The organism is Pseudoxanthomonas koreensis (genome assembly GCF_010093225.1).
Taxonomy (GTDB): domain Bacteria; phylum Pseudomonadota; class Gammaproteobacteria; order Xanthomonadales; family Xanthomonadaceae; genus Pseudoxanthomonas; species Pseudoxanthomonas koreensis.
Map to the genome: position 1 here is coordinate 11,677 of NZ_PDWM01000032.1, position 25,451 is coordinate 37,127.

At 71.2% G+C, this 25,451-nt stretch carries 21 protein-coding genes and 1 pseudogene; 16 read left to right on the top strand and 6 right to left on the bottom strand.

Going from position 1 to position 25,451, the window contains the following annotated elements:
* The first annotated feature begins 42 nt into the window (after positions 1–42).
* From CSC64_RS10350 to CSC64_RS10380, 7 genes are all read left to right on the top strand, one after another.
* Positions 43–2,205, top strand: coding sequence for a S46 family peptidase (locus CSC64_RS10350; RefSeq protein ID WP_162435247.1), 2,163 nt, complete (start codon positions 43–45; stop codon positions 2,203–2,205).
* Between the two features lie 192 nt (positions 2,206–2,397).
* Positions 2,398–3,042 (top strand): histidine phosphatase family protein, encoded by a 645-nt coding sequence (locus tag CSC64_RS10355; RefSeq protein WP_162435248.1) that lies wholly within the window; start codon positions 2,398–2,400, stop codon positions 3,040–3,042.
* 70 nt (positions 3,043–3,112) lie between these two features.
* A complete protein-coding gene (folC, locus tag CSC64_RS10360; RefSeq protein WP_162435249.1) occupies positions 3,113–4,372 on the top strand; it encodes a bifunctional tetrahydrofolate synthase/dihydrofolate synthase in 1,260 nt (419 codons plus the stop codon).
* 66 nt (positions 4,373–4,438) lie between these two features.
* Positions 4,439–5,515, top strand: coding sequence for an SPOR domain-containing protein (locus CSC64_RS10365; RefSeq protein WP_162435250.1), 1,077 nt, complete (start codon positions 4,439–4,441; stop codon positions 5,513–5,515).
* A gap of 34 nt (positions 5,516–5,549) precedes the next feature.
* Entirely contained in the window at positions 5,550–6,197 is a 648-nt protein-coding gene (locus CSC64_RS10370; RefSeq protein ID WP_162435251.1) for a CvpA family protein, read from the top strand.
* A 24-nt stretch (positions 6,198–6,221) separates the two neighbouring features.
* Positions 6,222–7,694 carry an amidophosphoribosyltransferase gene (gene purF, locus CSC64_RS10375; RefSeq protein ID WP_162435252.1) on the top strand — a complete coding sequence of 491 codons (1,473 nt, stop codon included), beginning with the start codon at positions 6,222–6,224 and terminating at the stop codon, positions 7,692–7,694.
* A 211-nt stretch (positions 7,695–7,905) separates the two neighbouring features.
* Positions 7,906–8,724, top strand: a complete 819-nt coding sequence (locus CSC64_RS10380; protein ID WP_162435253.1) for a ferritin-like domain-containing protein — start codon at positions 7,906–7,908, stop codon at positions 8,722–8,724.
* Between the two features lie 140 nt (positions 8,725–8,864).
* Here the strand turns inward: CSC64_RS10380 and lpxH are convergent, their stop codons facing one another.
* Positions 8,865–9,611 (bottom strand): UDP-2,3-diacylglucosamine diphosphatase, encoded by a 747-nt coding sequence (lpxH, locus tag CSC64_RS10385; protein ID WP_162435254.1) that lies wholly within the window; start codon positions 9,609–9,611, stop codon positions 8,865–8,867.
* Positions 9,612–9,688: 77 nt separating this feature from the next.
* Here lpxH and gltX point away from each other — a divergent pair, with 77 nt between their 5' ends.
* Together gltX and CSC64_RS10395 are read left to right on the top strand one after the other, a co-directional pair.
* Positions 9,689–11,092, top strand: a complete 1,404-nt coding sequence (gene gltX, locus CSC64_RS10390; RefSeq protein ID WP_162435255.1) for a glutamate--tRNA ligase — start codon at positions 9,689–9,691, stop codon at positions 11,090–11,092.
* Between the two features lie 16 nt (positions 11,093–11,108).
* Positions 11,109–11,597, top strand: a complete 489-nt coding sequence (locus CSC64_RS10395; protein WP_162435256.1) for a transcriptional repressor — start codon at positions 11,109–11,111, stop codon at positions 11,595–11,597.
* Positions 11,598–11,793: 196 nt separating this feature from the next.
* Here CSC64_RS10395 and CSC64_RS10400 read toward each other — a convergent pair whose 3' ends face one another.
* A complete protein-coding gene (locus tag CSC64_RS10400) occupies positions 11,794–13,956 on the bottom strand; it encodes a TonB-dependent receptor (RefSeq protein WP_162435257.1) in 2,163 nt (720 codons plus the stop codon).
* A 92-nt stretch (positions 13,957–14,048) separates the two neighbouring features.
* Between CSC64_RS10400 and CSC64_RS10405 the strand changes: the two genes are divergently transcribed.
* Both CSC64_RS10405 and CSC64_RS10410 read left to right on the top strand, forming a co-directional pair.
* Positions 14,049–14,510: a MerC domain-containing protein gene (locus CSC64_RS10405; protein WP_162435258.1), complete on the top strand. Its 462-nt coding sequence runs from the start codon at positions 14,049–14,051 to the stop codon at positions 14,508–14,510.
* A 75-nt stretch (positions 14,511–14,585) separates the two neighbouring features.
* Complete coding sequence (locus CSC64_RS10410; protein WP_162435259.1) at positions 14,586–14,768, top strand: 30S ribosomal protein THX; 183 nt, start codon at positions 14,586–14,588, stop codon at positions 14,766–14,768.
* Positions 14,769–14,962: 194 nt separating this feature from the next.
* On the opposite strand, the gene hutI is transcribed toward CSC64_RS10410, so the two are convergent.
* Positions 14,963–16,198 (bottom strand): imidazolonepropionase, encoded by a 1,236-nt coding sequence (hutI, locus tag CSC64_RS10415; protein ID WP_162435260.1) that lies wholly within the window; start codon positions 16,196–16,198, stop codon positions 14,963–14,965.
* Between the two features lie 37 nt (positions 16,199–16,235).
* Between hutI and CSC64_RS10420 the strand changes: the two are divergent.
* From CSC64_RS10420 to CSC64_RS10435, 4 genes and pseudogenes are all read left to right on the top strand, one after another.
* Positions 16,236–17,587 (top strand): annotated as a pseudogene (locus CSC64_RS10420) (formimidoylglutamate deiminase).
* Positions 17,588–17,807: 220 nt separating this feature from the next.
* A complete protein-coding gene (locus CSC64_RS10425; RefSeq protein ID WP_162435261.1) occupies positions 17,808–19,454 on the top strand; it encodes a serine hydrolase in 1,647 nt (548 codons plus the stop codon).
* 126 nt (positions 19,455–19,580) lie between these two features.
* A complete protein-coding gene (locus tag CSC64_RS10430; protein ID WP_162435262.1) occupies positions 19,581–20,816 on the top strand; it encodes a sensor histidine kinase in 1,236 nt (411 codons plus the stop codon).
* Positions 20,813–21,589: a LytR/AlgR family response regulator transcription factor gene (locus tag CSC64_RS10435; protein WP_162435263.1), complete on the top strand. Its 777-nt coding sequence runs from the start codon at positions 20,813–20,815 to the stop codon at positions 21,587–21,589. Before CSC64_RS10430 ends, CSC64_RS10435 begins: the two co-directional genes overlap by 4 nt.
* A 32-nt stretch (positions 21,590–21,621) precedes the next feature.
* On the opposite strand, the gene trxA is transcribed toward CSC64_RS10435, so the two are convergent.
* Positions 21,622–22,479: a thioredoxin gene (gene trxA / locus CSC64_RS10440; RefSeq protein WP_162435264.1), complete on the bottom strand. Its 858-nt coding sequence runs from the start codon at positions 22,477–22,479 to the stop codon at positions 21,622–21,624.
* Between the two features lie 260 nt (positions 22,480–22,739).
* On the opposite strand from trxA, the gene CSC64_RS10445 reads away from it, so the two are divergent.
* Positions 22,740–23,363 carry a DUF998 domain-containing protein gene (locus CSC64_RS10445; RefSeq protein WP_162435265.1) on the top strand — a complete coding sequence of 208 codons (624 nt, stop codon included), beginning with the start codon at positions 22,740–22,742 and terminating at the stop codon, positions 23,361–23,363.
* Here CSC64_RS10445 and CSC64_RS10450 read toward each other — a convergent pair.
* Positions 23,344–23,595, bottom strand: a complete 252-nt coding sequence (locus CSC64_RS10450) for a SemiSWEET transporter (protein WP_162435266.1) — start codon at positions 23,593–23,595, stop codon at positions 23,344–23,346. The two genes, CSC64_RS10445 and CSC64_RS10450, sit on opposite strands and share 20 nt — an antisense overlap.
* A complete protein-coding gene (locus CSC64_RS10455) occupies positions 23,592–24,920 on the bottom strand; it encodes a metal-dependent hydrolase family protein (RefSeq protein ID WP_162435267.1) in 1,329 nt (442 codons plus the stop codon). Before CSC64_RS10455 ends, CSC64_RS10450 begins: the two co-directional genes overlap by 4 nt.
* Positions 24,921–25,451: the final 531 nt, after the last annotated feature.

Consider the following 25,451-nt stretch of genomic DNA (forward strand, 5'->3'; position numbering starts at 1 on the left):
GGCACCTTAGAATCCGGGGTCCTTTCACATGGAACCGTCCAGATGCGCCTTCGCCTGCTTTCCGCCTCCGTCCTGGCCGCGCTGGCCGCCGCTCCCGCCGCCTGGGCCGGCGAAGGCATGTGGGTGCCGCAGCAACTGCCGGAGATCGCCGGTCCGCTGAAGAAGGCGGGGCTGAAGCTCTCGCCGCAGCAGCTGGCCGACCTGACCGGCGACCCGATGGGCGCGGTGGTGGCGCTGGGCGGCTGCACCGCCAGCTTCGTTTCGCCCAATGGCCTGGTGGTGACCAACCACCACTGCGCCTACGGCGCGATCCAGCTCAACTCCACCCCGGAGAACAACCTGATCCGCGACGGCTTCAACGCGCCGGCCCCGGCCGACGAAGTCAGCGCCGGGCCGAACGCACGCGTGTTCGTACTCGACCAGATCACCGATGTGACCGTGGACGCCAAGGTCGCGATCGCCACCGCCGGCGACGATGCGCTGGCCCGCACCAGGGCGCTGGAAGCCTTCGAGAAGAAGCTCATCGCCGAATGCGAGGCCGAGGCCGGTTTCCGCTGCCGCCTGTACAGCTTCGCCGGCGGCAACAGCTACCGCCTGTTCAAGAACCTCGAGATCCGCGACGTGCGCCTGGCCTACGCGCCCCCGGGCAGCGTGGGCAAGTTCGGCGGCGACATCGACAACTGGATGTGGCCGCGCCACACCGGCGACTTCGCCTTCTCCCGCGCCTACGTCGGCCAGGACGGCAAGCCGGCGGCGTTCTCGGCCGACAACGTGCCCTACCAGCCCAAGCGCTGGCTGAAGATCGCCGACAAGCCGCTGGGCGAGGGCGACTTCGTCATGGTCGCCGGTTACCCGGGCTCGACCAACCGCTATGCGCTCGCCGCCGAATTCGACAACACCGCGACGTGGACCTATCCGACCATCGGTGCGCACTACGCCAGGCAGATCGCGCTGGTCGAGGCGGCCGGCAGGAAGGATCCGCAGGTGAAGGTGAAGTACGCCAGCAGCATGGCCAGCTGGAACAACGTGCGCAAGAACTACGAAGGCCAGCTGGACGGCTTCAAGCGCATCGACGCGGCCGGGCAGAAGCATGCCGGGGAAGCGGCGGTGCTGGCCTGGCTGGAAGGGCAGGGCGCCAAGGGCAGCGATGCGCTGGCCGCGCACGGGCAGCTCGTCGCGCTGCTGGAGCAGGCCAAGGCAACCCGCGAGCGTGACCTGGCGCTGGGCATGTTCAACAACACCGCCATGCTCGGCGCGGCGACCCAGCTGTACCGGCTGTCGATCGAGCGCGACAAGCCCAACGCCGAGCGCGAGTCCGGCTACCAGGAACGCGACCTGCCGGCGATCGAGGGCGGCCTGAAGCAGCTCGAGCGCCGCTACGTAGCCTCGATGGACCGCCAGTTGCAGGAGTACTGGCTCAACGAGTACCTGAAACTGCCAGCCGCCCAGCGCGTGGCCGCGGTCGACCAGTGGCTCGGCGGCAACGACGCGGCGGCGGTGAAGCGCGCGCTGGACCGCCTGGCCACGACGAAGCTGGGCGACACCGGGGAGCGCCTGAAGTGGTTCGCCGCCGACCGCGCCGCGTTCGAGGCCAGCAGCGACCCGGCGATCCAGTACGCGGTGGCGGTGATGCCGACCCTGCTCAGGATCGAGCAGGAGCGCAAGACCCGCGCCGGCGAAAACCTGGCCGCGCGCCCGGTGTTCCTGCAGGCACTGGCCAACTACAAGAAGAGCCAGGGCGAGTTCGTCTACCCGGACGCCAACCTGTCGCTGCGCATCACCTTCGGCAACGTCACCGGCTACGTGCCGCGCGACGGCGTGAAGTACACCCCGTTCACCACCCTGCCGGGCGTGGTCGCCAAGGAGACCGGCGAGGAGCCGTTCGATTCGCCGAAGGCGCTGCTGGACGCGGTCGCGGACGGTCGCACCGGCGGGCTGGAGGATCCGCGCCTGGGTTCGGTGCCGGTGAACTTCCTCTCCGACCTGGACATCACCGGCGGCAACTCCGGTTCGCCGGTGCTGGACGCGCAGGGCAGGCTGGTCGGCCTGGCCTTCGACGGCAACTGGGAGTCGGTGGCCTCGAACTGGGTGTTCGACCCGTCCATGACCCGGATGATTTCGGTGGACCAGCGCTACATGCGCTGGATCATGCAGGAGGTGTTCCCGGCACCGCAGTTGCTGGAGGAAATGAACGTCGGCAAGTGATGCCGGCGGTCCCGCGGGTGCGAGTGACGCACCCGCGCGGGCCGGGAATCGCGTGCACGCCGCACGCGATTCCGGCGCGATGCCGGCCCGAGGGACGGGAGCGGGTATCATCCGCTCCCGTCCTCGCGTCTGGTCCCCGGAATTCCGGAAACCGGAACGGACACGGAACGCCCCCCAGACCGGAACTGCTGCATGCGCATCCTGCTTGCCCGCCACGGCGAAACGCCGTGGAACGCCGAAGGCCGCTACCAGGGCCAGATCGACATCCCGCTTTCGCCGGTCGGTGAAGCGCAGGCCCGCGCGCTCGGCGAGCGCCTGGGCGGACTGGCGATCACGCACGCGGTCGCTTCGCCGCTGTCGCGCGCGCGCCGTACCGCCGAATTCGCGCTGGGCGACCAGCGCGCGTCGATGCTGCAGCTGGACCCGGACCTGCAGGAGATCGCGCATGGCGAGTGGGAAGGCCTTCTCGCCGCCGAGATCGGCGAGAAGGACCCGGCGCGCCTGCGCGCCTGGCGCGAGGAACCGGACACGGTGCTGATGCCCGGTGGCGAATCGCTGCGCCAGGTGCTGGACCGTTCCTGGCGCGGCCTGGCCCGCGCCGGCGAGGGCCTGGGCGACGACGACACCCTGCTGGTGGTTGCGCACGACGCGGTCAACCGCGTGCTGCTGTGCCGGATCCTGGGCCTGCCGATCGGCAAGCTGTGGACCTTCCGTCAGGCACCGACCACGCTCAACCTGCTCGAAGGCCCGGACGTGGAGAACCTGGAGGTGGTGCGCCTGAACGACTGCGCCCACCACACGCCGTTCTTCGGCGAAGCCCGGCACCGGGCACTGTAGACGCGCATCCCGCGCGGGGTGCGTCGTGCCGGCCGCGGTGCCTCCGGCGGCGAAACGCTAGGCTGTCGCCATGGAACTTGCACAGTGGCTGGAATACATCGAGAAGCAGCATCCGGGTTCGATCGAACTCGGGCTCGAGCGGGTGAGCGGGGTCGCCGAGCGCCTGGGCCTGCAGCGCCCTGCGCAGCAGGTCGTCACCATCGCCGGCACCAACGGCAAGGGCTCGACCGCGGCCTTCGTCGAGGCGATCGCCCGAGCCGGCGGCTGGAAGGTGGGCGTGTACACCTCGCCGCACCTGCTGCGCTACAACGAGCGCGTGCGCATCGACGGCGAAGAGGCCGATGACGACGCGCTGGCGGCTGCCTTCGCCGCGGTCGAGGCCGCGCGCGGCGACATCCCCCTGACCTATTTCGAGTACGGCACGCTGGCCGCGCTGTGGCTGTTCCAGCGTAGTGGACTGGACCTGGCGGTACTGGAGGTCGGGCTCGGCGGCCGCCTGGATGCGGTCAACATCATCGATCCCGATGTCGCCGTGATCACTACCGTGGACATCGACCATACCGACTGGCTGGGCGGCGACCGCGAGGCCATCGGGCGCGAGAAGGCCGGGATCGCCCGCGCCTGGAAACCGCTGGTGCTGGGCGAGGTGGACGCGCCGTCGAGCGTGCTGGCGCATGCCTATGCGATCGGCGCCGGCGTGGTCCAGTCGGGCAACGATTTCTTCCACGAAGCGGTCGACGCGGCGCACTGGCGCTGGCGCGAGGTCGGTGCCGAGCTGCTGCTGCCGCGACCGCAACTGGCGGCGCCGGCGCAGCGGGCCAACGCCGCCAGTGCGATCGCCGCGTTGCGTGCGCTGCCGCGCGCGTTGCCGGAGCATGCGTTCGCCGAGGGCGTGGCGGCGGCGCAGGTGCAGGGCCGGCTGCAGCGCTTCGGGCGCGACGGCATCGAAGTCGTGGTCGACGTGGCCCACAACCCGCAGGCGGTGCGCGGGCTGGCCGAATGGCTGCGCGCCGATCCGCCCGCCGGTGCCACCGCCGTGGTGTTCGCCGCGTTGGCCGACAAGGACGCCGCGGCGATGGTCGAAGCGCTGGCGCCGGCAGTGTCGCGCTGGCATCTGGCCGGTCTGGAGGGCACGCCGCGCGCGCAGGACGTGGATGCGTTCGCCGCACGCCTGGCCGGCACGGCCGCAGCCGCGGGCAGCCGCGACGGGTCGGTGCAGGCGGCGCTGCAGCGTGCGCTGGCCGCAGCGCGGCCCGGCGACCGGGTGCTGGTGTTCGGCTCGTTCCACACCGCGGCCGCCGCGATCGCGATGCTGCGTTCAGGCCGATGACGGCATCACCGCGATGCGGCGCCCTATAATCCCCGCGGCATTCCCGCCGCGCTGCCCCGAGCCGAAGTGGATACCACGCTGAAACAACGCCTGATCGGTGGCGCCGTGCTGGTCGCGCTGGCGGTCATCTTCCTGCCGATGCTGGTCCAGGGCCCGGCGCCCGACAGTGGCGTGGGCGACGTCTCCACCCGCGTCCCGGCGACGCCCGGTGGCGAGTACGAGACCCGCGAGCTGCCGCTGCTCGGTCCCGACCGGGCCGGCGAACTGGTGCTGCCGGCGCCGGCAGCCACGACTTCGACCGCCACTCCCGCCACCGGTGCGCCGGCCGCGGCCGCAGCGCCGGAGCGCACCGACCCGGCGGTGGCCGCAGGGCAGTGGGCGGTCAGCTTCGGTGCCTATGCCAGCGCCCGCGACGCCGATGCCGTGCTTTCGCGGCTGCGCCAGGCTGGCCTGGACGGGTTCCGCGAAGAGGCCACGCTCAACGGCCGCCAGGCCTGGCGCGTGCGCGTCGGGCCGTACCCCGACCGCGCCCTGGCCGAGGCCGGCCGCCTGCAGGCGGTGCGGATCCGCAACGACGTGAACGCGCAGGTGATCGCGCTGGACGCGGTGGCCGATGCCGCGGCGACGCCCGCCGCCGGGTCCACCCCATCGCCGGCCGCTGCCGCATCCACGGCCCGCGTGCCGGCCACCAGCCCGCCCGTTGCGCGCCAGCCTGCATCCAGCCAGTCCGTCGCCACCAGCGCCGCGCCGGCCACCCGCACCGAAGCGCTGCCGCCCGATCCCGCACCGGCCAGGCCGGCGGCCGCGGCGCCAAAGCCCGCCGCCACCGCGCAGCAGGGACCACCGGTCCCGGCCAAGGCCACGCCGGCCGCAGCCGTACCGGCCGCCAGTTCCGCCCCAGCCGCTTCCGGTGTCGGCTTCGCCGTGCAGATGGGCGCCTTCGCCAGCGCCGCCGAGGCCAACGCCCTGCGCGACCGCCTGCGTGCGGCCGGCTACAGCGCCATCGTGCAGCCGGTAAGCACCGACAAGGGCACGCTCAACCGGGTCCGCGTCGGTCCGGTGTCCAGCCGTGCCGAGGCCGATCAGCTGAAGGCGCGCCTGGCCGGTGGCTTCGGCGCCGGCATGGTGGTGCCGCACCCGTGACCCGGGCCGCCGACGCCCGGGGAGGGTGCGCCGCGTGAACTCCATCGACCTGGTGCTGCTGGTGGTGATCGCCGCCTCGGCCTTGCTGGGCGCGGTGCGCGGCCTGGTCGGCGCGGTCGCCTCGCTGGTGGCCTGGTTCGGCGCGGGCTGGGCCGCGTTCCGGTACGGCGCGGAACTGGCGTTCTGGTTCAGTGACGACGGTGTGCCGGGGGCGACCGAACTGCTCGGCGGCTACATCGTGGCGTTCATCGGCGTGCTGGTGGTGGTCGGCCTGGTCGGCTGGGTGGTGCGCAAGCTGGTGCACTCGGTCGGGTTGTCGGGCGTGGACCGGTTCCTGGGGCTGCTGCTGGGCCTGGCCCGCGGCGCCCTGGTGGCCTGCATGCTGGTGCTGCTGATGGCGTTCAGCGGACTGCCGCAGGAACGCGGCTGGTCCGAATCCCGCGCCGTGGCCGTGCTTCTGCCCGGAGCGAAGTGGATGGCGCGCTGGCTGCCGGAATGGACTGTCCGGGAGCTGGATTTTGGCAACGGCCGCGCGAGCGGCGATAATGGCGTCCTCGATCGGGTCGGCGTGGTGGTCGAAACCATCACCGCAGCGCTGCCCGTTCCCATTCCCGAGGGCGAGGACGGACCTCCTCCCGGCGCGGAGCCGCCACCCGAAACCCCTTCTGTCCCCGGTCGCTGAGACCGCTGCGGAGAACACAGGACCATGTGCGGCATCGTCGGAATCGTCGGCAACCAGAACGTTGCCGGCCAGCTCTATGACGGCTTGACCGTCCTCCAGCACCGCGGCCAGGACGCGGCCGGCATCGCCACGGCCGACGGTACCCGCCTGCGCGTGCACAAGGACAACGGCCTGGTCCGCGATGTGTTCAACCCCAAGGCGATGAGCGTGCTGGAAGGCCGCGTGGGCATCGCCCACTGCCGCTACCCGACCGCCGGCTCCGAGGGCATGGACGAGGCGCAGCCGTTCTACGTCAACTCGCCCTACGGCATCGCGCTTTCGCACAACGGCAACCTGACCAACACCGAGGCCCTGCGCGAGCAGGTGTTCGCGCAGGACCGCCGCAACATCAACACCGGTTCGGACAGCGAGGTGCTGCTGAACGTGTTCGCGCACGAACTGGACCTGCAGCGTGCGTTGACGCCGGAAGCGGCGATCCGCGCGGTGGCCGGCGTGCACCGCCGGGTGCAGGGCGGCTACGCGGTGGTCAGCGTGGTGCTGGGCCTGGGCCTGGTCGCGTTCCGCGACCCGCACGGGATCCGCCCGCTGGTGCTGGGCCGGCGCGAGCACAACGAGGGCATCGAGTACATCGTGGCCTCCGAATCGGCGGTGCTGGACATCCTCGGCTTCGAGCGCGTGCGCGATGTGGTGCCCGGCGAAGCGGTGGTGATCACCGCGCGCGGCGAACTGTTCGCCGAGGTCTGCGCGCCGCCGGCCGAGCAGGCGCCGTGCATCTTCGAGTACGTGTACTTCGCCCGCCCCGACTCGATGATCGACAATGTCTCGGTGCACAAGGCGCGGATGCGCATGGGCGTGAAGCTGGGCGAGAAGATCCTGCGCCTGCGCCCGGATCACGACATCGACACCATCATCCCGATCCCGGACACCTCGCGCGACGCGGCGCTGGAGATCTCCAACGTGCTGGGGGTGAAGTACCGCGAGGGGTTCATCAAGAACCGCTACGTCGGGCGCACCTTCATCATGCCGGGGCAGGGCGAGCGGGTGAAGTCGGTGCGGCGCAAGCTCAATCCGATCAACCTGGAATTCCGCAACCGGGTGGTGCTGCTGGTCGACGATTCGATCGTGCGCGGCACCACCAGCCAGCAGATCGTGCAGATGGCGCGCGATGCCGGTGCGCGCAAGGTCTACCTGGCCAGTGCGGCGCCGCCGGTGCGCCACCCCAACATCTACGGCATCGACATGCCGTCTTCCGACGAGCTGATCGCGCATGGCCGCAGCATCGAGGAAATCGAGAAGCTTCTCGGCTGCGACTGGCTGGTCTACCAGGACCTCGAGGACCTGGAGGCGGCGGTGCGCGAGGGCAACCCGGAGCTGGCGCGATTCGATTCCTCGTGCTTCGACGGCAGGTACGTGACCGGGATCGACCCGGGCTACTTCGAGCGCATCCAGCAGCAGCGTTCGGACGAGGCGAAGAAGAAGCGGCGCGCGGCGTCTTGATGGTGCGCGGGGGCGTCGTGGTGCGATGCCTGCCGCCGCTCATGTCCCCCGGAACCTGTGAAGCCGGTTCCTCCTCCTTGACTTCCCGTCGGCAGGCATCGCACCACGACGCCTCCGGCGTGGCGGGTGGTTTATGGGCAGGTGCGCGGGCTGGATGGGTGGTAGGCGTCGGTGACGCGTCGTCTGGGGTTCCACTAGTGGTGTCGATTCCATGATTTCCCTGTTCGAAGCCGCCGCAGAGTGCCTGGCTGCCGCCGATCCGGCGGAGAAGGTCGCGTTGACCCATCGTCATGCGGCTGCTTTCGCGCGCGGCGAGCTGCAGGCGCCTGTCGATGCGCCGCCGCCGGAGCCGATCCGCATGCCCGGGCGGCCGCCGCGGCCGCGGCTGGTGCATCCGCGCGATGTGCCACGGCGCGGGCTGGGCAGCGACGAGGGGCGTGCGGCGTTCCTGCATGCCATCGCCCACATCGAACTCAATGCGATCGACCTGGCGTGGGATGCGGTGTACCGGTTCCGCGGGTTGCCCGCGGACTTCCATCGCGACTGGGTGCAGGTGGCCGATGACGAGGCGCGGCACTTCACCCTGCTGCGTGAGCGGCTGCGCGAGTTCGGCCACGACTACGGCGATTTCGATGCGCACAACGGCCTGTGGCAGATGACCGAGAAGACCGCGCACGACGGCCTGGCGCGGATGGCGCTGGTGCCGCGGGTGCTGGAGGCGCGCGGGCTGGACGTGACGCCCGGCATGATCGAGCGCCTGCGTTCGCTCGGCGACATGCGCACGGTGGAGATCCTGGAGACGATCCTGCGCGAGGAGGTGGCGCACGTGGCCGCCGGTTCGCGCTGGTACCGCTGGTACTGCGAACGCGCCGGGGTCGAGCCGCGGGCGCGCTTCCGCGAGCTGCTGCAGGAATACGCCGGTGGCTACCTGCGCGGCCCGTTCAACATCGAGGCACGCCTGCTGGCGGGGTTCGACGAGGATGAACTGGCGTCGCTGGAATACGTCGAAGCCGCGCAATCGGGTGCCTGACGCAGGCCCCCTGTAGGAGCCCACTTCAGGGGGCGACCCGAGGCGGCTGGATGCGGCCGCGGTAAACGCGGCTGATCCGGAGGGGATGCGTTGAATGCGGCGCCTTCCGACGGGATCGGGTCGCCCCCTGAAGTGGGCTCCTACAATGGGGCGAGCGACTGCAGGGCGTAGCCGTCGGGAGTGACCCGCAGCACCGAGCCCTGCTCGTACCAGTCGCCGAGCACGATGCGGCGGCAGGCACGGCCGCCGGCCTGCAGTTCGTGGATCGCCGGGCGGTGGGTGTGGCCGTGGACCAGCGTGGCCACGCCGTAGCGCGCCAGCGTGGCTTCCACCGTCGCCGGGGTGACGTCGGTGACGGCTTCGAAGCCGGCGCGGTCGCCTTCGATCATCTGTCGCTGCCGGGCCATGCTCGCCTCGCGCGCCTGCGCGGCGAACGCCTGGCGCGCGGCCAGCGGCTGCGCCAGGAAGCGCGCCTGCCAGTCCGGGTCGCGGGTCTGCGCGCGGAACGCCTGGTAGGCGGTGTCGTCGCTGCACAGCAGGTCGCCGTGCATCAGCAGCACCGGTTCGCCGTACAGCGACACCACGGCCGGATCGGGCAGCAGGCGCATCCCGGCGCCGCGTGCGTAGTCGCGGCCGACAAGGAAGTCGCGGTTGCCGTGCATGAAGTACACCGGCACGCCCGCGTCGGCGACTGTGCGCAGCCCCGTGGCCACCGCGTCGCCGGTTTCCGAAGGATCGTCGTCGCCGATCCAGGCCTCGAACAGGTCGCCGAGCACGTACAGCGCGTCGGCCGACGCGGCCTCTTCGCGCAGGAAACGCAGGAACAGCGCGGTGACCTCCGGCCGGGCCGGATCCAGGTGCAGGTCGGAAACGAAGAGCGTGGGCATGGCCGGATTGTAGGGGGCAGAACCGATCCATGCCGCAGGCAGGTAAAATCCCCTGACACCTCCGATCGGGGCCTCCCATGACCTGCCGCACCCGCTTCGCTCCCAGTCCTACCGGCTACCTGCACATCGGCGGCGCGCGCACCGCGCTCTACAGCTGGCTGCAGGCGCGCCACAACGGCGGCAAGTTTATCCTGCGCATCGAGGACACCGACCGCGAGCGCAGCACCCAGGGCGCGATCGACGCGATCCTGGAGGCGATGGACTGGATGGGGCTGGACTACGACGAAGGCCCGATCTACCAGACCGATCGCCTGGACCGCTACCGCGAAGTGGCCGAGCAGCTGGTCGCCGAGGGCAAGGCCTATTACGCCTACGAGACCCGCGAAGAGCTCGAGGCCATGCGCGAGGCGGCGATGGCCGCCAAGGAGAAGCCGCGCTACAACGGTGCCGCGCGCGACCTCGGCCTGCCGTATCGCGACGACCCCAACCGGGTCATCCGCTTCAAAAATCCGCTCGATGGCGTGGTGGTGCTCGACGACCTGATCAAGGGCCGGATCGAGATCGCCAACAGCGAGCTGGACGACATGGTCATCTTCCGCCCGGACGGCTGGGCCACGTACAACTTCGCCGTGGTGGTCGACGACTGGGACATGGGTATCACGGAGGTGATCCGCGGCGACGACCACGTCAACAACACCCCGCGCCAGATCAACATCTACAAGGCGCTCGGCGCGCCGGTGCCCAGGTTCGGCCACATGCCGATGATCCTCAACGAGGAGGGCGCCAAGCTGTCCAAGCGCCACGGCGCGGCCGACGTGATGCAGTACAAGGACATGGGTTACCTGCCGCATGCGCTGCTCAACTACCTGGCGCGGCTGGGCTGGTCGCATGGCGACCAGGAGATCTTCAGCCGGCAGGAACTGATCGATCTGTTCGACATCCGCAACTGCAACTCCAAGGCCGCGCGCCTGGACATGGCCAAGCTGGGCTGGATCAACCAGCACTACCTCAAGAGCGACGACCCGGCGACGGTCGCGCCGCACCTGGTCTGGTATCTGCAGAAGCTCGGCCTGGACGTCGCCGCCGGCCCGGCGCCGGCGGACGTGGTGGTGGCGCTGCGCGACCGTGCGCAGACGCTGAAGGAAATGGCCGAGAAGGCGGCAGTGTTCTACCTGCCGCTGGAGCAGTACGACGAGGCGGCGGTGGCCAAGCACCTGAAGGCCGGCGCCGAAGCGCCACTGGGCAAGGCGCGCGAACTGCTGGCCGCGCTGCCGGAGTGGACGGTCGAGGCGGTCGCGCAGGCGCTGCATGACGCCGCCGCGGCGCTGGAACTGGGCATGGGCAAGATCGCCCAGCCGCTGCGCGTGGCCATTACCGGCACCCAGGTCAGCCCGGACATTTCCCAGACGGTGTACCTGGCCGGACGCGACGAGGCCTTGAAACGCATCGATGCGGCACTCATCAAGGTAGCGAAGGACTGAGGTCACGAGGAGACGCATGTCCGCCCGGCACGCCTGCACCGATCCGCACCACCACGTCCATAGCGCCGATGCGTTCGTGCGCGCGGTGGAGCGTGCCTGCGGCGAGCGCGGCCTGCGGCTGACGCCGATCCGCGCCAACGTGCTGCGCCTGATCGCAGACGCGGGCAAGCCGGTGAAGGCCTACGACCTGCTGGAGAAGGTGCGCGAGGGCAAGGGCGCCGGCGCCGACGCGCCGCCCACCGTGTACCGGGCGCTGGATTTCCTGATGGCCAACGGTTTCGTGCACAAGCTGGCTTCGGTCAATGCATTCGTCGCCTGCCATCATCCGGACAGCGACCAGCATTCGGTGCCGTTCCTGATCTGCGACCGTTGCCACAGCGCGGTGGAGCTGGAGGACCGCGAGGTGGTCTCGCAGCTCGAGGCGCGGGCCAAGGCGCTGGGTTTCCAGCCGCAGGCGCAGACGCTGGAAGTGCACGGGTTGTGCGAGCGCTGCGCGGAAGGCTGAGCGCCCTGCATCGGTGTTCGAAGGCAAAAGCGTCGGCTCCGGTGGGGGCCGCCGCACCCTGGGTATATGGTCCACCCTTCGGACGACATCCTGTCTTTACGATGGGCCGTGGCACATCCATGTGCCACTTGGGCCATATACCCAGGGTACGGCGTCCTTCGCGACTTCTGGTTCTTGGCTTCTATCAGCCGCCCGCTCAAAACCAGGCGCGGATGCCGAAGGCGACGGCGCGGCCCGGAAGCGGCGCGTATTCGCGCAGCAGCGAGGTGTGCGGGCGCGCTTCCTGGTCGGTCAGGTTGCTGCCGTCCAGGAACAGTTCCCAGCTGTTGCCGTTGTCGCGGTCCCAGCGGTAGCCCAGGTGCGCATCGACCAGGGTGTAGCCGGGGCTGGGTTCCTCGTGCCCGGCGACCTCGTCCTGTTTCTGGTAGCGCACCGCGCCCAGCGCGGCGCGCCAGCCGCCCCGTTCCCACGTCACGTCGGCGCCATAACGGCCCGGCGCGATCCGCGGCAGGTAGCCGTCGTTGGCCAGTTCCGTTTCGTAGTGGTGCGCATGGTCGCCGTGCGGCACATCGAAGGCGGCCGTGCGGCTGCCGTCACCGTCGCGCTCGGCGCGCACCCGGTCGGCGAATAGGCGCAGGTCCCAAGCGCCGGTGTTGTTGTCGGCCAGGTGCAGCACCGCTTCGGCCTCGGCGCCGGTGAACACCGCGTCGGCCTGGGTCCACAGACGCACCGGCGTGCCGTGCTCCTCGATGCCGGTGTCGGCCAGGTAGATGAAGTCGCTGAAGTCGCTGCGGTAGAGCGAGAGCTTGAAGTCCACGCGTTCGTTGTGCGCGTGCAGGCCGATCTCGCCGCGCAGCGCGCGCTCGGTGTCCAGTGTCGCATCGCCGATCTCGATCGAGGCGGTGGCCACGTGCAGGCCGTTGGCGTACAACTCTTCCTGGGTCGGCGCGCGCTCGGAACCGTCGATGCCGAAGCGCAGGTCGAACGCCTCGTCGATCTTCCAGATCGCGGCGGCCGACAGGTTGGTGGCGCCGAAATCGCGACGCGGCTGGCCGCCTTCCGGTTCCAGGCGGACGCGGTCGTGGCGTGCGCCCAGTTCCAGCTTCACCGGCCCGAAGTCCTTCTCCTGGACCGCGAACAGGCCCCAGTTGCCGGTGACCGTGGCCGGGACGAAGGCTTCCTCGCCGGCCGCGCTGAAGTCCACCCGGCCGAGCTGCAGGCCGAACACGCCGCGCCAGCCGGCCACGTCCTGCTGCACGGCCTCGATGCGCGCGTCGTAGCCTTCGCTGGCGAAGCGGGTGCCGATCGTGCCGTCCTCCAGCTCCGCGTGTTCGTAGTCGTTGTACGCGCCATGCAGTTCCAGGCTCTGCAGGAACGGCAGCGGATCGTAGACGCCGGCTTTCAGCTCGACGCGGTTCTGCACCATGTCGATGCGCACCTGCTCCTCACCATGCGCGTCTTCGTCATGGTCGTGGTCGTCATCGTCATCGTCATCGTGGCCATCGTCGTCGTCGGCATGCACGTGCGCGCCGGCCGGAATGCCGTAGTTGCTGCGGTAGGTGCTGGCGGCCAGGCCGAAATAGCCGGCCTCGCCCAGCCAGGTCGCGCCGAGCGCGCCGGCACCGGTCCTGATCGAGCTGTTGGGCAGGGTACCGTAGGCCAGGTCCTCGCCCTCGTGCTCGTCCGGATGCGCCATCGCATACCCGGGGATGTCGTAGTCGCCGGTGTTGCGCAGCAGGCCGTCCACGTGCAGTACCCAGTCGCCGTTGACGCCGTCGAGGCGGAACATGCCGCTGCGTTCGTCGTTGCCGGTGTTGCCGCGGACCTCGGCCCGGCCACCCAATGGCTCATCCGGCCTGTACAGGGCGATGCGCCCGTCGGCGACATTGACCGCGCCACCGATCGCGCCGCTGCCGAACAGCAGGGTGGCGGGGCCCTTGAGCACTTCGATCTGGTCGGCCAGGAACGGTTCCACGCTGGCGGCGTGGTCGGCGCTGACGGTGGACGCGTCCATCACCCCGATGCCGCCGGACAGGATCTGTACCCGCGGGCCGTCGAGGCCGCGCAGGATCGGCCGGCCGACGCCTGGGCCGAAGTAGCTGGTCTGCACGCCGGGCAGCCTGGCCACGGTCTCGCCGAGGGTGGCGGCCTTGGCCCGGTCCAGTGCCTCGCCCTGCAGGACCTCGACCGGGCGCGCCAGCGACTCGGCATCGCCGGCCAGCGGTGAGGCGGTGACCTGGACCGCATCGAGCTCGGTGGGATCGTGGGCGGCGGCGGCCACGGGCAGGGTGGCGAGGGCCAGCGCGAGCGCCGTGGCAAGGGGGCAGGACGGGAAGGGGCGGTAAGCGGGTCGGGACATGCGGGACGCGGCGGGATGGCTGCTGACAGGGAATCCGGAATGTTATAATGTATCCAAATCGGGCGACACCCCCCGGACGTCATGCTTCGTCGATGAGCCACTACCATCACCACCATTCCGGCCACGCCCACCCGGCCCGCCACGCCACGGCCCGGCGGCACCGCCACTGGTTCGACCGTTTCGGCGCGACCGGCTCGCTGCTGTGCGCGCTGCACTGCGCGCTGACGCCGCTGCTGCTGGCCGCCTTGCCGGCGCTGGGCCTGAGCGTGTGGTTCGACGGCAGCCTGGAGTGGGCGCTGGTCGTGTTCGTGACCCTGCTGGGCGTGTTCAGCCTGGGCTGGAGCTACCGCCGCCACCGCGCGCTGCGCGCGCTGGGCCTGCTGCTGCCCGGGCTGGCGGCGCTGTGGGCCGGCCTGCTGTACGCGCCACTGCACGAATCGGTGGTGCCGCACGCGGTGGTGATGACCTTCGGTGGCACCCTGGTCGGGTTGGCGCACCTGGTGAACCTGCGCCTCAACCACGGCCACGTCCACGACGCCAGCTGCGCCCATTGAGGGCCGCGTGCTAGGCTTCCCGGCCTGTCGCGCGTTGCGCGCGACCTGTTTTCCAGAGAATCCAAGGAGTTGAAGATGGGCAAGGGTGATCGCAAGACCGCCAAGGGCAAGCGCTACAACGCCAGCTACGGCAACGCGCGCAGCCATGGCACCCGTGCCGCCGCGGGCGCCGCCGCGCCGGTGGCGAAGAAGACCGTCGCCAAGCCGGCGGCGGTGAAGAAGGCCGTGGCCAAGAAGACGGTGGCCAAGGCCGGTTGACGGCGGGCCTGTCACAGCAGTACCTGGAAACGCGGCGCCTGGCGCCGCGTTTTTCTTTGGAGTTCTGTAGGAGCCCACTTCAGGGGGCGCCCCGGCCCGCGCCGGGGCCGCGACGTTCAACGCAAGTCCCGGAGTCGCGGCCCCGGAACACGGTTGCGTCCAACCTTCGCGCGGTCGCCCCCTGAAGGGGGCTCCTACAGGGGGTCGGGGAGGCGGCGGCCGGCGATCCAGGTGGCCAGGCGCAGGTTGCCGCCGAGCCAGTAGGCCAGTTCGGCGGGCTGGCCGATGTCCCACAGCACGAAGTCGGCGCGCAGGCCCGGTTGCAGGCGGCCGCGGTCGTCCAGGCCCAGGGCGCGGGCGCCGTGCACCGTGGCGCCGCGCAGCGCTTCCTCCGGGGTCAGGCGGAAGTGGGTGCAGGCCAGCGACATCGCCAGGCGTAGCGACTGCAGTGGCGAGGTGCCGGGATTGCAGTCGGTGGCCACGGCCATCGGCACGCCGGCGGCGCGGAATGCGTCCAGCGGCGGCAGCGTGGTCTCGCGCAGCACGTGGAAGGCACCGGGCAGCAGCACGGCCACGGTGCCGGCGGCCGCCATCGCCGCAACGCCGGCCGGCGAGGTGTATTCGACATGGTCGGCCGACAGTCCGCGGAACTCGGCCACCATCGCCGCGCCACCGCCGTCGCTGAGCTGGTCGGCGTGCAGCTTCACCGGCAAGCCCAGCGCACGCGCGGTCTCGAACACGCGCCGGGTCTGCGCCGCGTCGAAGCCGATCCGCTCGCAGAATGCGTCGACTGCGTCGACCAGGCCTTCGGCGTGCAGCCGCGGCAGCCAGTCGCAGACCGCGTCGATGTAGGCGTCGGCACGGCCGGCGTATTCGGGGGGCAGTGCGTGCGCGCCGAGGAAGGTGGTGCGTACGCCGATGCCCAGGGCTTCGCCGATCCGGCGCGCGACCTGCAGCATGCGCCGCTCGCCTTCGAAATCCAGGCCGTAGCCGGACTTGATCTCGACCGTGGTGACGCCGTCGGCGAGCAGGGCACGCGCGCGCGGCAGCGATTGCGCGAACAGGGCGTCGGCGTCGGCGGCACGGGTGGCGCGCACAGTCGAGACGATGCCGCCGCCGGCGCGGGCGATCTCTTCGTAGCTGGCACCCCGCAGGCGCTGTTCGAACTCGCCGGCGCGATCGCCGCCGAAGACCAGGTGGGTATGGCAGTCGACCAGGCCCGGGGTGATCCAGCGGCCGCGCGCGTCGACGACTTCGGCGGCCAGCGTTTCCGCTGCGCCGGGCAGCGACGCGCGTGGGCCGGCGTAGGCGATGCGGCCGTCCTTCCAGCCCAGCGCGCCGTCCTCGACGGCGCCGTAGCCGGCTTCGCCCTGCAGCGTGGCCAGGTTCGCGTTGACGGCCAGGCCGTCCCAGCGGTGTGCGGTGTCCATGCGCGGGATTCTACGTGAAGCGCTTTTTCGCGCGAGAATGCGCGGCATGGACACCTTGCGCGATGCTTCACTGCTCTGGACCCGCGCCGGCTGGCGCGCCGATGCCGGCCTGGCCGTGGCCGACGGCCGCATCACCGCGCAGGTGGCGGCCGGTGCGGGTGGCGGCTGGGTGCTGCCGGGCATTCCCAACCTGCATTCGCACGCCTTCCAGCGGGCGATGGCCGGGCTGGCCGAACGCCAGACCCATCCGCAGGATTCGTTCTGGACCTGGCGCGAAACCATGTACCGGATCGCCGCGCGCTTCGACCCCGACAGCCTGCAGGCGGTGGCCGCGCAGCTGTACGCGGAGATGCTCGAGGCCGGCTACACCAGCGTGTGCGAGTTCCACTACCTGCACCATGCGCCGGACGGCAAGCCCTATGCCGATCCGGCGGCGATGTCGCATGCGCTCATCGCCGCCGCGCGCGAAACCGGCATCCGCCTGACCCTGCTGCCGGTGCTGTACATGACCGGCGGCTTCGACCGGCGGCCGCTGGCCGAGCGGCAGCGCCGCTTCGGCCATGACCTCGACGGGTTCCTGCGCCTGTTCGAAAGCCTGCGCGCGCAGGAGGACGCGACCCTGCGCGTGGGGGTGGCCTTCCACAGCCTGCGCGCGGTGCCGGCGGAGGCGATGTCCACGGCGCTGGCCGCGCTGCCGCCGGCGACGCCGCTGCACATCCACGTCGCCGAGCAGATCGGCGAGGTGCAGGACTGCCTGGCGGTGCGCAACGCGCGCCCGGTCGAGTGGCTGCTCGACCATGCGCCGGTCGACCGGCACTGGACCCTGGTGCACGCCACCCACCTCACCGCGGAGGAAACCACGCGCATCGCCCGCAGCGGCGCCACCGTGGCGATCTGCCCGACCACCGAGGCCAACCTCGGCGACGCCTGTTCCCGCTGCGCGACTACCTCAACGCCGGCGGCGCCTGGGGCATCGGTTCGGATTCGCACATTTCGGTGTCGCCGGTGGAGGAACTGCGCTGGCTCGAATACGGCCAGCGCCTGCACACCCGCCGTCGCAACATCGCGGCAGGGCGCGAGGGCGACAGCGTCGGCGAGACCCTGCTGCACGGCACCCTGGGCAGTGCTGCGAACGCGACCGGGCAGCCGGTGGGCATGTTCGCGCCGGGGATGGCGGCCGACTGGATCATGCTGGACGGGGACGCGCCGGTGTTCGCCGGCGCGCGTGCAAGCGATGTGGTCGACCGCTGGCTGTTCTCGGGCAACCGCAACCTGGTGCGCGAGGCGTGCGTGGCGGGCCAGGCGCTGGTAACCGCAGGTCGGCTCCACGGGCGCGAGGCCATCGCGACCCGTTACCGGCAAGTGGTGGGGCGCCTGCTGGCCGATTGAACGGGCTACCGCGGGTCGCGGGCGCAGCAGCGGATGGGGGGCGTCGTCGTCGCCACGCCTGCGGCGGGAAACGAGCGGCGGCCCCGCCCGGGCGCGTCCCTGGCGGCGCCCATCGGCCCGGCGCCTGCGTTCGTCGCCCGCGCACGGCCGTCCGTCGCAGGCCTGCACGACGGGCGCGGCGCCGTGCAGCATGGCTTCATCCCGACACTGGAGGTGCCGCATGAATCCCCGTCACGCCTCGCTCGCCGCTACCCTGGCCGCAGCACTGTTCTTTCCCGGCGCCGCCCTGGCCATGACCGACGCCGAACTGGCCGAGGTCGTCCACCAGCGCCTGCATGGCGACCGCACCGGCGCGTGCATGGCCGTGGCGGTAGTGGAGAAGGACCGTGTCGCGCGCACGTTCCAGTGCGCCAACCAGGCCGACGGTGCGCGCATCGGCCCGGACTCGGCGTTCGAGATCGGCTCGGTCAGCAAGACCATGACCGCCGCGCTGCTGGCCGACCTGCTGCTGCAGGGCCAGGGCTCGCTCGACGACACCCTGGCCTCGTGGTTGCCGGAGGGCACGAAGGTGCCCGACTGGCAGGGCCAGCCGATCCTGCTGCGCCACGTGGTCACCCACACCTCCGGGCTGCCGGCGCTGCCGTCGCGGCTGGGCGCCACGAGCATGGACGATCCCTACGCCAAGCTCGACGAAGCCGCACTGCTGGCCTCGCTGGGCGAGGCGACGCTGTCGTCGGCGCCGGGTGCCAGGTTCGAGTACTCCAACTTCGCCTCGATGCTGCTCTCCTACGCGGTCGCGCGCCGGGCGGGCACGGACTTCGAGACCCTCGCCAGGGAGCGGCTGTTCGCCCCGCTGGGCATGGACCACGCCTACGTCAACCGCAAGCCGGAGGGCGTGCGCGTGGCCAGCGGGCACACGCCCAATGCCCGGCCGGCGCCGGCGTGGAACTTCGCCACCAACCTGGCCGGCGTGGGCGGCGTGCGTGCCACCCTGGAGGACATGGTCCGCTACGTGCAGGCCGGGCTGGGCTGGACCGACGCGGCGATCGGCGCCGCGCTGGAGAAGACCCATGCGCCGGTGTCCGAACAGCCGCCGATGGGGATGAACTGGATGATGGCGCCGGTGGCCGGGCGCACGGTGCTGGTCCACGAAGGCGGCACCGGCGGGTTCTCCTCGTTCGTCTCGCTCGATCCGCAGCGCCAGCGCGGCGTGGGGGTCCTGTCCGACACCGCCCGGCATTCGATCGGCAGCCTGGGCAGCCTCGGCAACCATCTGGTCGACGCGTCGCTGCCGCTGGGCAAGCCGCGCCGGGCGGTGCCCGCCGATCCGGCGCTGCTGCAGGCGCTGGCCGGCGAATACCAGCTGCAGGGGGCGATGAAGATGACCCTGCGCGAGCGTGAGGGAAAGCTCTTCATCCAGGCCGCGGGCCAGGACGAATTCGAGATGGGACACGATGACGCCGGCGACTTCTACCCGCTGCAGCTGGACGCGGTGCTGCGCCCGCAGCGCAAGGCGGACGGCAGCTACGGCTTCACCTGGACGCAGTTGGGCGCGGTGCTGCCGGCGCGGCGGGTGGAGCGTGACGCGGCCGTCGCCGCACCGTCGCTGTCGGCCGCCGACCTGGCCGCCTACGCCGGCGACTACCCGCTGGCGCCTTCGTTCTCGCTCAACGTGCGCGAAGAGGCTGGCAGGCTGCTCGCGCAGGCGACCGGGCAGGGGGCGTTCCCGCTGGAACCCACGGCACGGGACCTGTTCGAGGCGCCGGCCTTCGGCATCGAGATCCGCTTCCTGCGCGATGCCGACGGCAACGTGGAATCGCTGGAGCTGCACCAGGCCGGCCAGGTGCTGAGGGGCAAGCGCGGCTGACGTGCACGGGCGGGAGCAGACAACCCATGGATATGATCGTGCACTTGCTCGCCCCGGTCGCCGCGATCCTCGCGCTGCTGCCGGCGGGTGGACTCCGCCGGTCCGGCGGCAGGTGAGGGAACCGGCATGACCACCCACGCAGGCTATCCGCTGCAACAGGTTCTGCCTGCCGAAGTCCTGGTGGGCGGCAACGCGGTATGGAGCCGCTATCGCCAGTACCCGGTGTTCAGCGCGCGCTGGCTGGCCGGTCGCAGCCTGCTGTTCTGCGGGCTGATCGGGGTGGCCACGGCCTTCACCGGGGCGGGCGTGGGCCTGGCGGGGCAGGGCGCGGTCATCGGCGCGAAATCGGGCCTGACCCAGTTCGTCGCCTTCAGCCTGATGGCCATGCTCGGACCGGCCCTGGCGACCATCGTGCGCCACCGCCGCTGGCCCGAGTCGCGCGAACGCAAGGCGGTGGTGCTGGCGGTGCTGGCGGGCGTGGTGCTGAGCTACGCGATCGACAAGGTGGCCTCCGGCTACCTGCTGGCGCTGGTCAATCCGCACCTGGCCGCGCTGGGCATGGTCCCGTCCAAGCCGCCGGAGGTCGGCCTGGTGGTCAAGGCGATGGGGCTCGCCTTGAACATCGCCGCGCTGATCCTGATCTATGGCCTGTTCGGCGGCGGCCTGGCCCTGCGCGCCTATTTCAGCGAGCGCCGGCGCTGGGACCGGCACCGCCACGCGGACGCCGTGGAACGGCTGCAAGGGCGGGTGCGCGAGGCCGACCTGCGCCTGGGCGTGCTGCAGGCGCAGGTGGAGCCGCACTTCCTGTTCAACACCCTGGCGTCGGTCCGCGCGCTGGTGCGCCAGGACCCGGGCCAGGCGGAGGCCACGCTCGATGCGCTGGTCGATTTCCTGCGCGCGACGATCCCCAAGCTGCGCGATGGCCAGGGCCTGCATTCCACCCTCGGCCAGCAGCTGGACATCTGTGCCAGCTACCTGGCGCTGATGCAGGTGCGCATGGGCGGGCGGCTGTCGTTCGCGATGTCGGTGGACCCGGCGCTGCGCGCGCAGCCGTTCCCGCCCGCGCTGCTGATCACCCTGGTGGAGAACGCGATCAAGCACGGCATCGAGCCCCGCCCGGGCCCGGGCCGGATCGAGGTTTCGGCGATGCAGGAGGGCTCGCGCCTGCGCATCCGCGTGGTCGACGACGGCGCCGGCCTGCAGCCGGGCATTGGCGGCGGCATGGGCCTGGCCAACGTGCGCGAGCAGCTGGCGCAGCGCTTCGGCGCGCAGGCCAGGCTGAGCCTGCGCCCGGGCGAGGCCCGCGGGGTGGTCGCCGAGATCGAACTGCCCAGTGCGCCGGCCACGGAGGACGGCGCATGAACGAGGCAGTCACCGCGCTGATCGCAGAGGACGAGGCGCCGCAGCGTCGCGCGCTGCACGAACAGCTGCTGCAGGCCTGGCCCGGGTTGGGCGTGGTGGCGGTCTGCGAGGACGGCGTGTCGGCGCTGGAAGCGGTGGAGGCGCGGCGCCCGGCTGTCGCCTTCCTCGATATCCGCATGCCCGGAGTGAGCGGCCTGGATGTGGCGCGCGCGGTCGTGGCCCAGGGCGGGCTGGTCGTTTTCACCACCGCCTATGACGACTACGCGGTGCGTGCGTTCGAAGCCGGCGCGGTCGACTACCTGCTCAAGCCGGTGCAACCGGCACGGCTGCAGGAGGCGGTGGCGCGGTTGCGCAAGCGCCTGGACGAGCGCCAGTCGCGTGACGGCGGCCCGGACCTGCGTGCGCTGGTGGACGAACTGGAGTCCCGGCTGCGCCCGAGCGGCGAGCGCTTGATCCGCTGGATCACCGCCAGCGCCGGCGACAGCGTGCGCATGTTCGCGATCGACGAGGTGCTGTTCTTCCAGGCGACCGAAAAATACGTGCGGGTGGTGGCCGCCAGCGGCGAAGGCGTGCTGCGCACGCCGCTGAAGGAACTGCTGGCTGGGCTGGACCCGGACCAGTTCTGGCAGGTGCACCGCGGCGTGGTGGTGCGCGTGCAGGCCATCGAAAGGGTCACCCGGAACGAACTGGGCCGGCACAGCCTGAGCCTGAAGGGCCATGACGAACGGCTGCCGGTCAGCGGTGCATTCCTGCACCGCTTCCGCGGGATGTAGGCTGGACTTCCGCGTCGGCGCCGGGCCGTGGCTCAGAACAGCAGCGAGGCCATCTTCCTGCGGTACTGGCCGACCAGGTCTTCGTCCTCGACGATGCGGAAGGCGTCGATCAGCGCCTTCTTCGGCAGGCCGTCCTGGTAGCCGCGGTCGCGGCGCAGCATCTCGATCAGCTGTTCCAGCCCGCTGGCCGCGTCGCCGCCGACCAGGTGGTGCACGGCCAGCAGGTGGCGCGCCTTGAGGTCGCCATCGTTGGCCGCGATCGCCTGCTCGAGCACCTGCACCGGCGGGGCATCCTTGAGCAGGGCGGCGAAACCCAGCCGCGCACGCGCACGCACGGTGCGGTCGTCGGTGGCCAGGTTGGCCGGCAGCGCGTCGAGCAACTGCTCGGCTTCGGCGGCCGCGCCGGTCTTGAGCAGGGCCAGCGCCAGGTCGAGCTTGAGTTCGGCCTTGTCCGGCTCGGCGTCCACCGCGTGGCGCAGGCGGACCACCTCGGCGTGCGGATCCAGCGGCGCCAGTTCGGCCGGTTCGGCATCGGTGGCGGCAAGGGGCTCGACGCCGTGCTGCTGCAGGAACTGCCGCAGCTGGCCCTCCGGCAGCGCGCCCTGGAAGGCATCCACCGGCTGCCCGCCCACCAGCAGGAACACGGTCGGCACCGAGCGGATCTGGAACGCGGCGGCGATCTGCTGCTCCTTGTCCACGTCGACCTTGGCCAGGACGAAGGCGCCGCCGTACTCGCCGGCCAGTTTCTCCAGCACCGGGGTCAGCGACTTGCACGGCCCGCACCAGGTCGCCCAGAAATCGACCAGCACCGGGGTCTGCATCGACTTCTGCAGGACTTCGGTCTCGAAGGTGTCGGTGGTGATGTCGATGACGTGGGGCAGGTCGGCCATGGGGGATTCCGGAGGGAGGCGATGCGGACGAGATGGTGGCGGCGCCGGGCGCTTGCAAGCGGTGGTCGGATCGTCCGGTCCGCGCGATGCCTGGGTGCCCGGCGGATTTTACCTCCGCGGGCGCGCCCGGGGTCCGCGGCCGGGTCGATGACCGAAGCGGTCGCCGCAGGCGGGGCGCTATGCTCTGTCGCGGCAACCGGCGTTCCGCATCGACCGCGCATCCGGCGTCGGGTCAAGGGCGTCTTCCACTGGAGAGCGGGATGGACACGATCGAACGCTGGCGCGTGCCGGCGGCGCTGCTGGCGGTCGCCAGTTGCGTGCTGGCCGCGGTGGTGGCCGGGCACGCGGGGGAGGGCTATTCGCACCTGCATCATCCGCTGGCGCTGCTTGGCGCACGGCAGCTGCAGGGTGGCGTGCCGCTGTTCGGCCTGTTCGCCTTCGTGCTGCCGGGAGTGGCCGGCGCGTGGATCGCGCTGGGCGTGCGCGACCGCGTGCCCGGTGGCAGCGGCTGGAGCGCGCGGATCGGCGCCCAGCTGCTGGTGCTGGCGGCACTGGCGTTCGCGGCGCAGGGCCTGCTGGCGCTGGACCTGGAGAACCTCGACGGCGGCGGCAGTCGCTACCACGCCGCCGCCTGGCTGCTGTGGGCGCTGGCGTTCCCGGCCGGTGCGGCGCTGCTGGCGATGGAGCTGTGGCGTACGCCGGGCTGGCGCCGCTTCGCGGCGGTCACGGCGGCGGTGGCGGTGCTGGTGGTGGCCGGCGGCTTCCTCGGCAGCGGCTGGGTCGGTGCGGCGCTGGCGCAGCGGATCGCGTTCGCCGCGTGGCTGGGCTGGGGCGTGTTCGCCGCCGCGGCCACGCCAGGCGGCGTCAGCCGTGGCGCAGCTTGAGCGCGAGGATCAGCAGTGCCAGCGCCAGGGTGACGACGTTGGACAGGATCATCGGCCAGGAATCGAGCACGATCCCGTAGGCCAGCCAGAAGCACAGGCCCACGGTGAACACCACGTACATCCCCAGCGAGATCGAGCGCGTGTCGCGGCTGCGCAGGGTCTTCAGCGCCTGCGGCACGAACGCGGCGGTGGTCAGGGTCGCGGCCACGTAGCCCATCCATTCGCCGCTCATGGCGCCGCTCCGGTCGTCGTGGGGGCCCCGCCGGGCCGGCGGTGGACCACGCCGTCCTTCATCACGAAATCCACCGCCATCACCACGCCGATGTCGGCCAGCGGGTCGCCGGGCACGGCGACGATGTCGGCGCGCCTGCCGGCTTCGACCACGCCCTGGTCGTCCACGCCGAGCACTTCGGCGGCACGGATGGTCGCGGCCTGCAGCGCGGCGGCCGCCGGCATGCCGGCCTCGACCATGTAGATGAACTCGCGCGCGTTGTCGCCGTGCGGGCCCACGCCCATGTCGGTGCCGAAGCCGATCTTCACCCCGGCCTTGTAGGCGCGGGCGAAGGTGTCCTGGATCTGCGCGCCGATCCGCGCCGCCTTCGGCCGCACCACCTCGGGGAAATAGCCGTCGATCTTCGCCTTGTCGGCGACGAAGCGGCCGGCGTAGATCGTCGGCACGTACCAGGTGCCGTGCTGCTTCATCAGCCGCACCACCTCGTCGTCCATGTAGGTGCCGTGCTCGATGCTGGTGACCCCGGCCACGACCGCGCGCTTCATGCCCTCGGTGCCGTGCGCGTGCGCGGCGACGCGGTAGCCGTAGTCGCGCGCGATATCGACCACCGCCTTGACCTCGTCGACGGTGAACTGCGGCGCATCGCCGGATTTCGCATACGAAAGCACGCCGCCGGTGGCGGTGATCTTGATCACGTCGCTGCCTTCCTTGTAGCGCTGGCGCACGGCCTGGCGGGCGTCGTCGATCGAATTGATCACGCCCTCGGTCGGGCCCGGCGGGCCGAGCAGGTGCGAAAGCGTGGAGTTGTAGCCGTTGGTCGGGTCGGCGTGGCCGCCGGTGGTGGCGATCGAGCGGCCGGCGGCGAAGATCCGCGGGCCGCGCACGCGACCCTGGTTGATCGCATCGCGCAGGTGCGGGGCGACGTCGCCGCCCAGGTCGCGCACGCTGGTGAACCCCGCCAGCAGGGTCTTTTCGGCATAGCCGACGCTGCGGAAGGCGTAGTCCACGGGATCCAGGCGGAACCCCTCCGAATAGCTCTGCGGGCTGGACTGGTCCTCCAGGTGCACGTGCAGGTCGGTCCAGCCGGGCATGCAGGTGTGGCCGCGCAGGTCGAGCGCGCCGCCACCGGAGGCCGCCGGGATGCCTGCGGACACCGCCGCGATCCTGCCGTCGCGCACGCTCACCGTATGCGGGCCCAGCAGCTGCCCGCTGCGGGCGTCGAACAGCCGGCCGCAATGCAGTTCCGCATCCGCCGGCGGCGCCGCGGCCTGGGCGAGGGCGGTGCAAGGGGCGAGCAGGACCAGCGACAGCAGGAGGGTGCGCATTCGATCGTTCTCCACGAAGGATGCGCCGATATTAGGTCCTTGTCCTGGATCCGGGGGGCGAAGGGGTGGTGGCAACGGCAGCAACGGCAACGGCAACGGCAACGGCAACGGCAACGGCAACGGCAACGGCAACGGCAACGGCAACGGCAACGGCAACGGCAACGGCATTGGGTGGCGTCGGCTCCGGAGGGGGCCGCCGTTCTGCCGCACTGGGGGTCGTCGCTCACGTCGGCGTCCTGCCTCAGTTCGCGAGCGCGGCACATCCCTGTGCCGCTCGACCCCCAATGCGACAGAACGACGTCCTGTCGCGGCGTTGGGGTTGTGGCTTCGGTTAGCCCCGCTCTACGAAAGCGCAATACAGCCACGTCCCCACCGTGGGGCTACAGAAGCCACGCCCTCAAAGTTCGCGAAAGGACGCCGTACCTTGGGTATATGGCCCAAGTGGCACATGGATGTGCCACGGCCCTGAGTAAAGACAGGATGTCGTCCCGAAGGGTGGGCCATATACCCAAGGTGCGGCGGCCCCCGCCG

Coding starts and splice junctions, on each gene's coding strand:
- purF (WP_162435252.1), top strand. CDS start 6,222: ATGTGCGGCATCGTCGGAATCGTCGGCAACCAGAACGTTGCCGGCCAG.
- CSC64_RS10410 (WP_162435259.1), top strand. CDS start 14,586: ATGGGCAAGGGTGATCGCAAGACCGCCAAGGGCAAGCGCTACAACGCC.
- CSC64_RS10355 (WP_162435248.1), top strand. CDS start 2,398: ATGCGCATCCTGCTTGCCCGCCACGGCGAAACGCCGTGGAACGCCGAA.
- CSC64_RS10450 (WP_162435266.1), bottom strand. CDS start 23,595: ATGAGCGGCGAATGGATGGGCTACGTGGCCGCGACCCTGACCACCGCC.
- CSC64_RS10435 (WP_162435263.1), top strand. CDS start 20,813: ATGAACGAGGCAGTCACCGCGCTGATCGCAGAGGACGAGGCGCCGCAG.
- gltX (WP_162435255.1), top strand. CDS start 9,689: ATGACCTGCCGCACCCGCTTCGCTCCCAGTCCTACCGGCTACCTGCAC.
- lpxH (WP_162435254.1), bottom strand. CDS start 9,611: ATGCCCACGCTCTTCGTTTCCGACCTGCACCTGGATCCGGCCCGGCCG.
- folC (WP_162435249.1), top strand. CDS start 3,113: ATGGAACTTGCACAGTGGCTGGAATACATCGAGAAGCAGCATCCGGGT.
- CSC64_RS10405 (WP_162435258.1), top strand. CDS start 14,049: ATGAGCCACTACCATCACCACCATTCCGGCCACGCCCACCCGGCCCGC.
- hutI (WP_162435260.1), bottom strand. CDS start 16,198: ATGGACACCGCACACCGCTGGGACGGCCTGGCCGTCAACGCGAACCTG.
- trxA (WP_162435264.1), bottom strand. CDS start 22,479: ATGGCCGACCTGCCCCACGTCATCGACATCACCACCGACACCTTCGAG.
- CSC64_RS10425 (WP_162435261.1), top strand. CDS start 17,808: ATGAATCCCCGTCACGCCTCGCTCGCCGCTACCCTGGCCGCAGCACTG.
- CSC64_RS10400 (WP_162435257.1), bottom strand. CDS start 13,956: ATGTCCCGACCCGCTTACCGCCCCTTCCCGTCCTGCCCCCTTGCCACG.
- CSC64_RS10350 (WP_162435247.1), top strand. CDS start 43: ATGCGCCTTCGCCTGCTTTCCGCCTCCGTCCTGGCCGCGCTGGCCGCC.
- CSC64_RS10380 (WP_162435253.1), top strand. CDS start 7,906: ATGATTTCCCTGTTCGAAGCCGCCGCAGAGTGCCTGGCTGCCGCCGAT.
- CSC64_RS10430 (WP_162435262.1), top strand. CDS start 19,581: ATGACCACCCACGCAGGCTATCCGCTGCAACAGGTTCTGCCTGCCGAA.
- CSC64_RS10455 (WP_162435267.1), bottom strand. CDS start 24,920: ATGCGCACCCTCCTGCTGTCGCTGGTCCTGCTCGCCCCTTGCACCGCC.
- CSC64_RS10395 (WP_162435256.1), top strand. CDS start 11,109: ATGTCCGCCCGGCACGCCTGCACCGATCCGCACCACCACGTCCATAGC.
- CSC64_RS10445 (WP_162435265.1), top strand. CDS start 22,740: ATGGACACGATCGAACGCTGGCGCGTGCCGGCGGCGCTGCTGGCGGTC.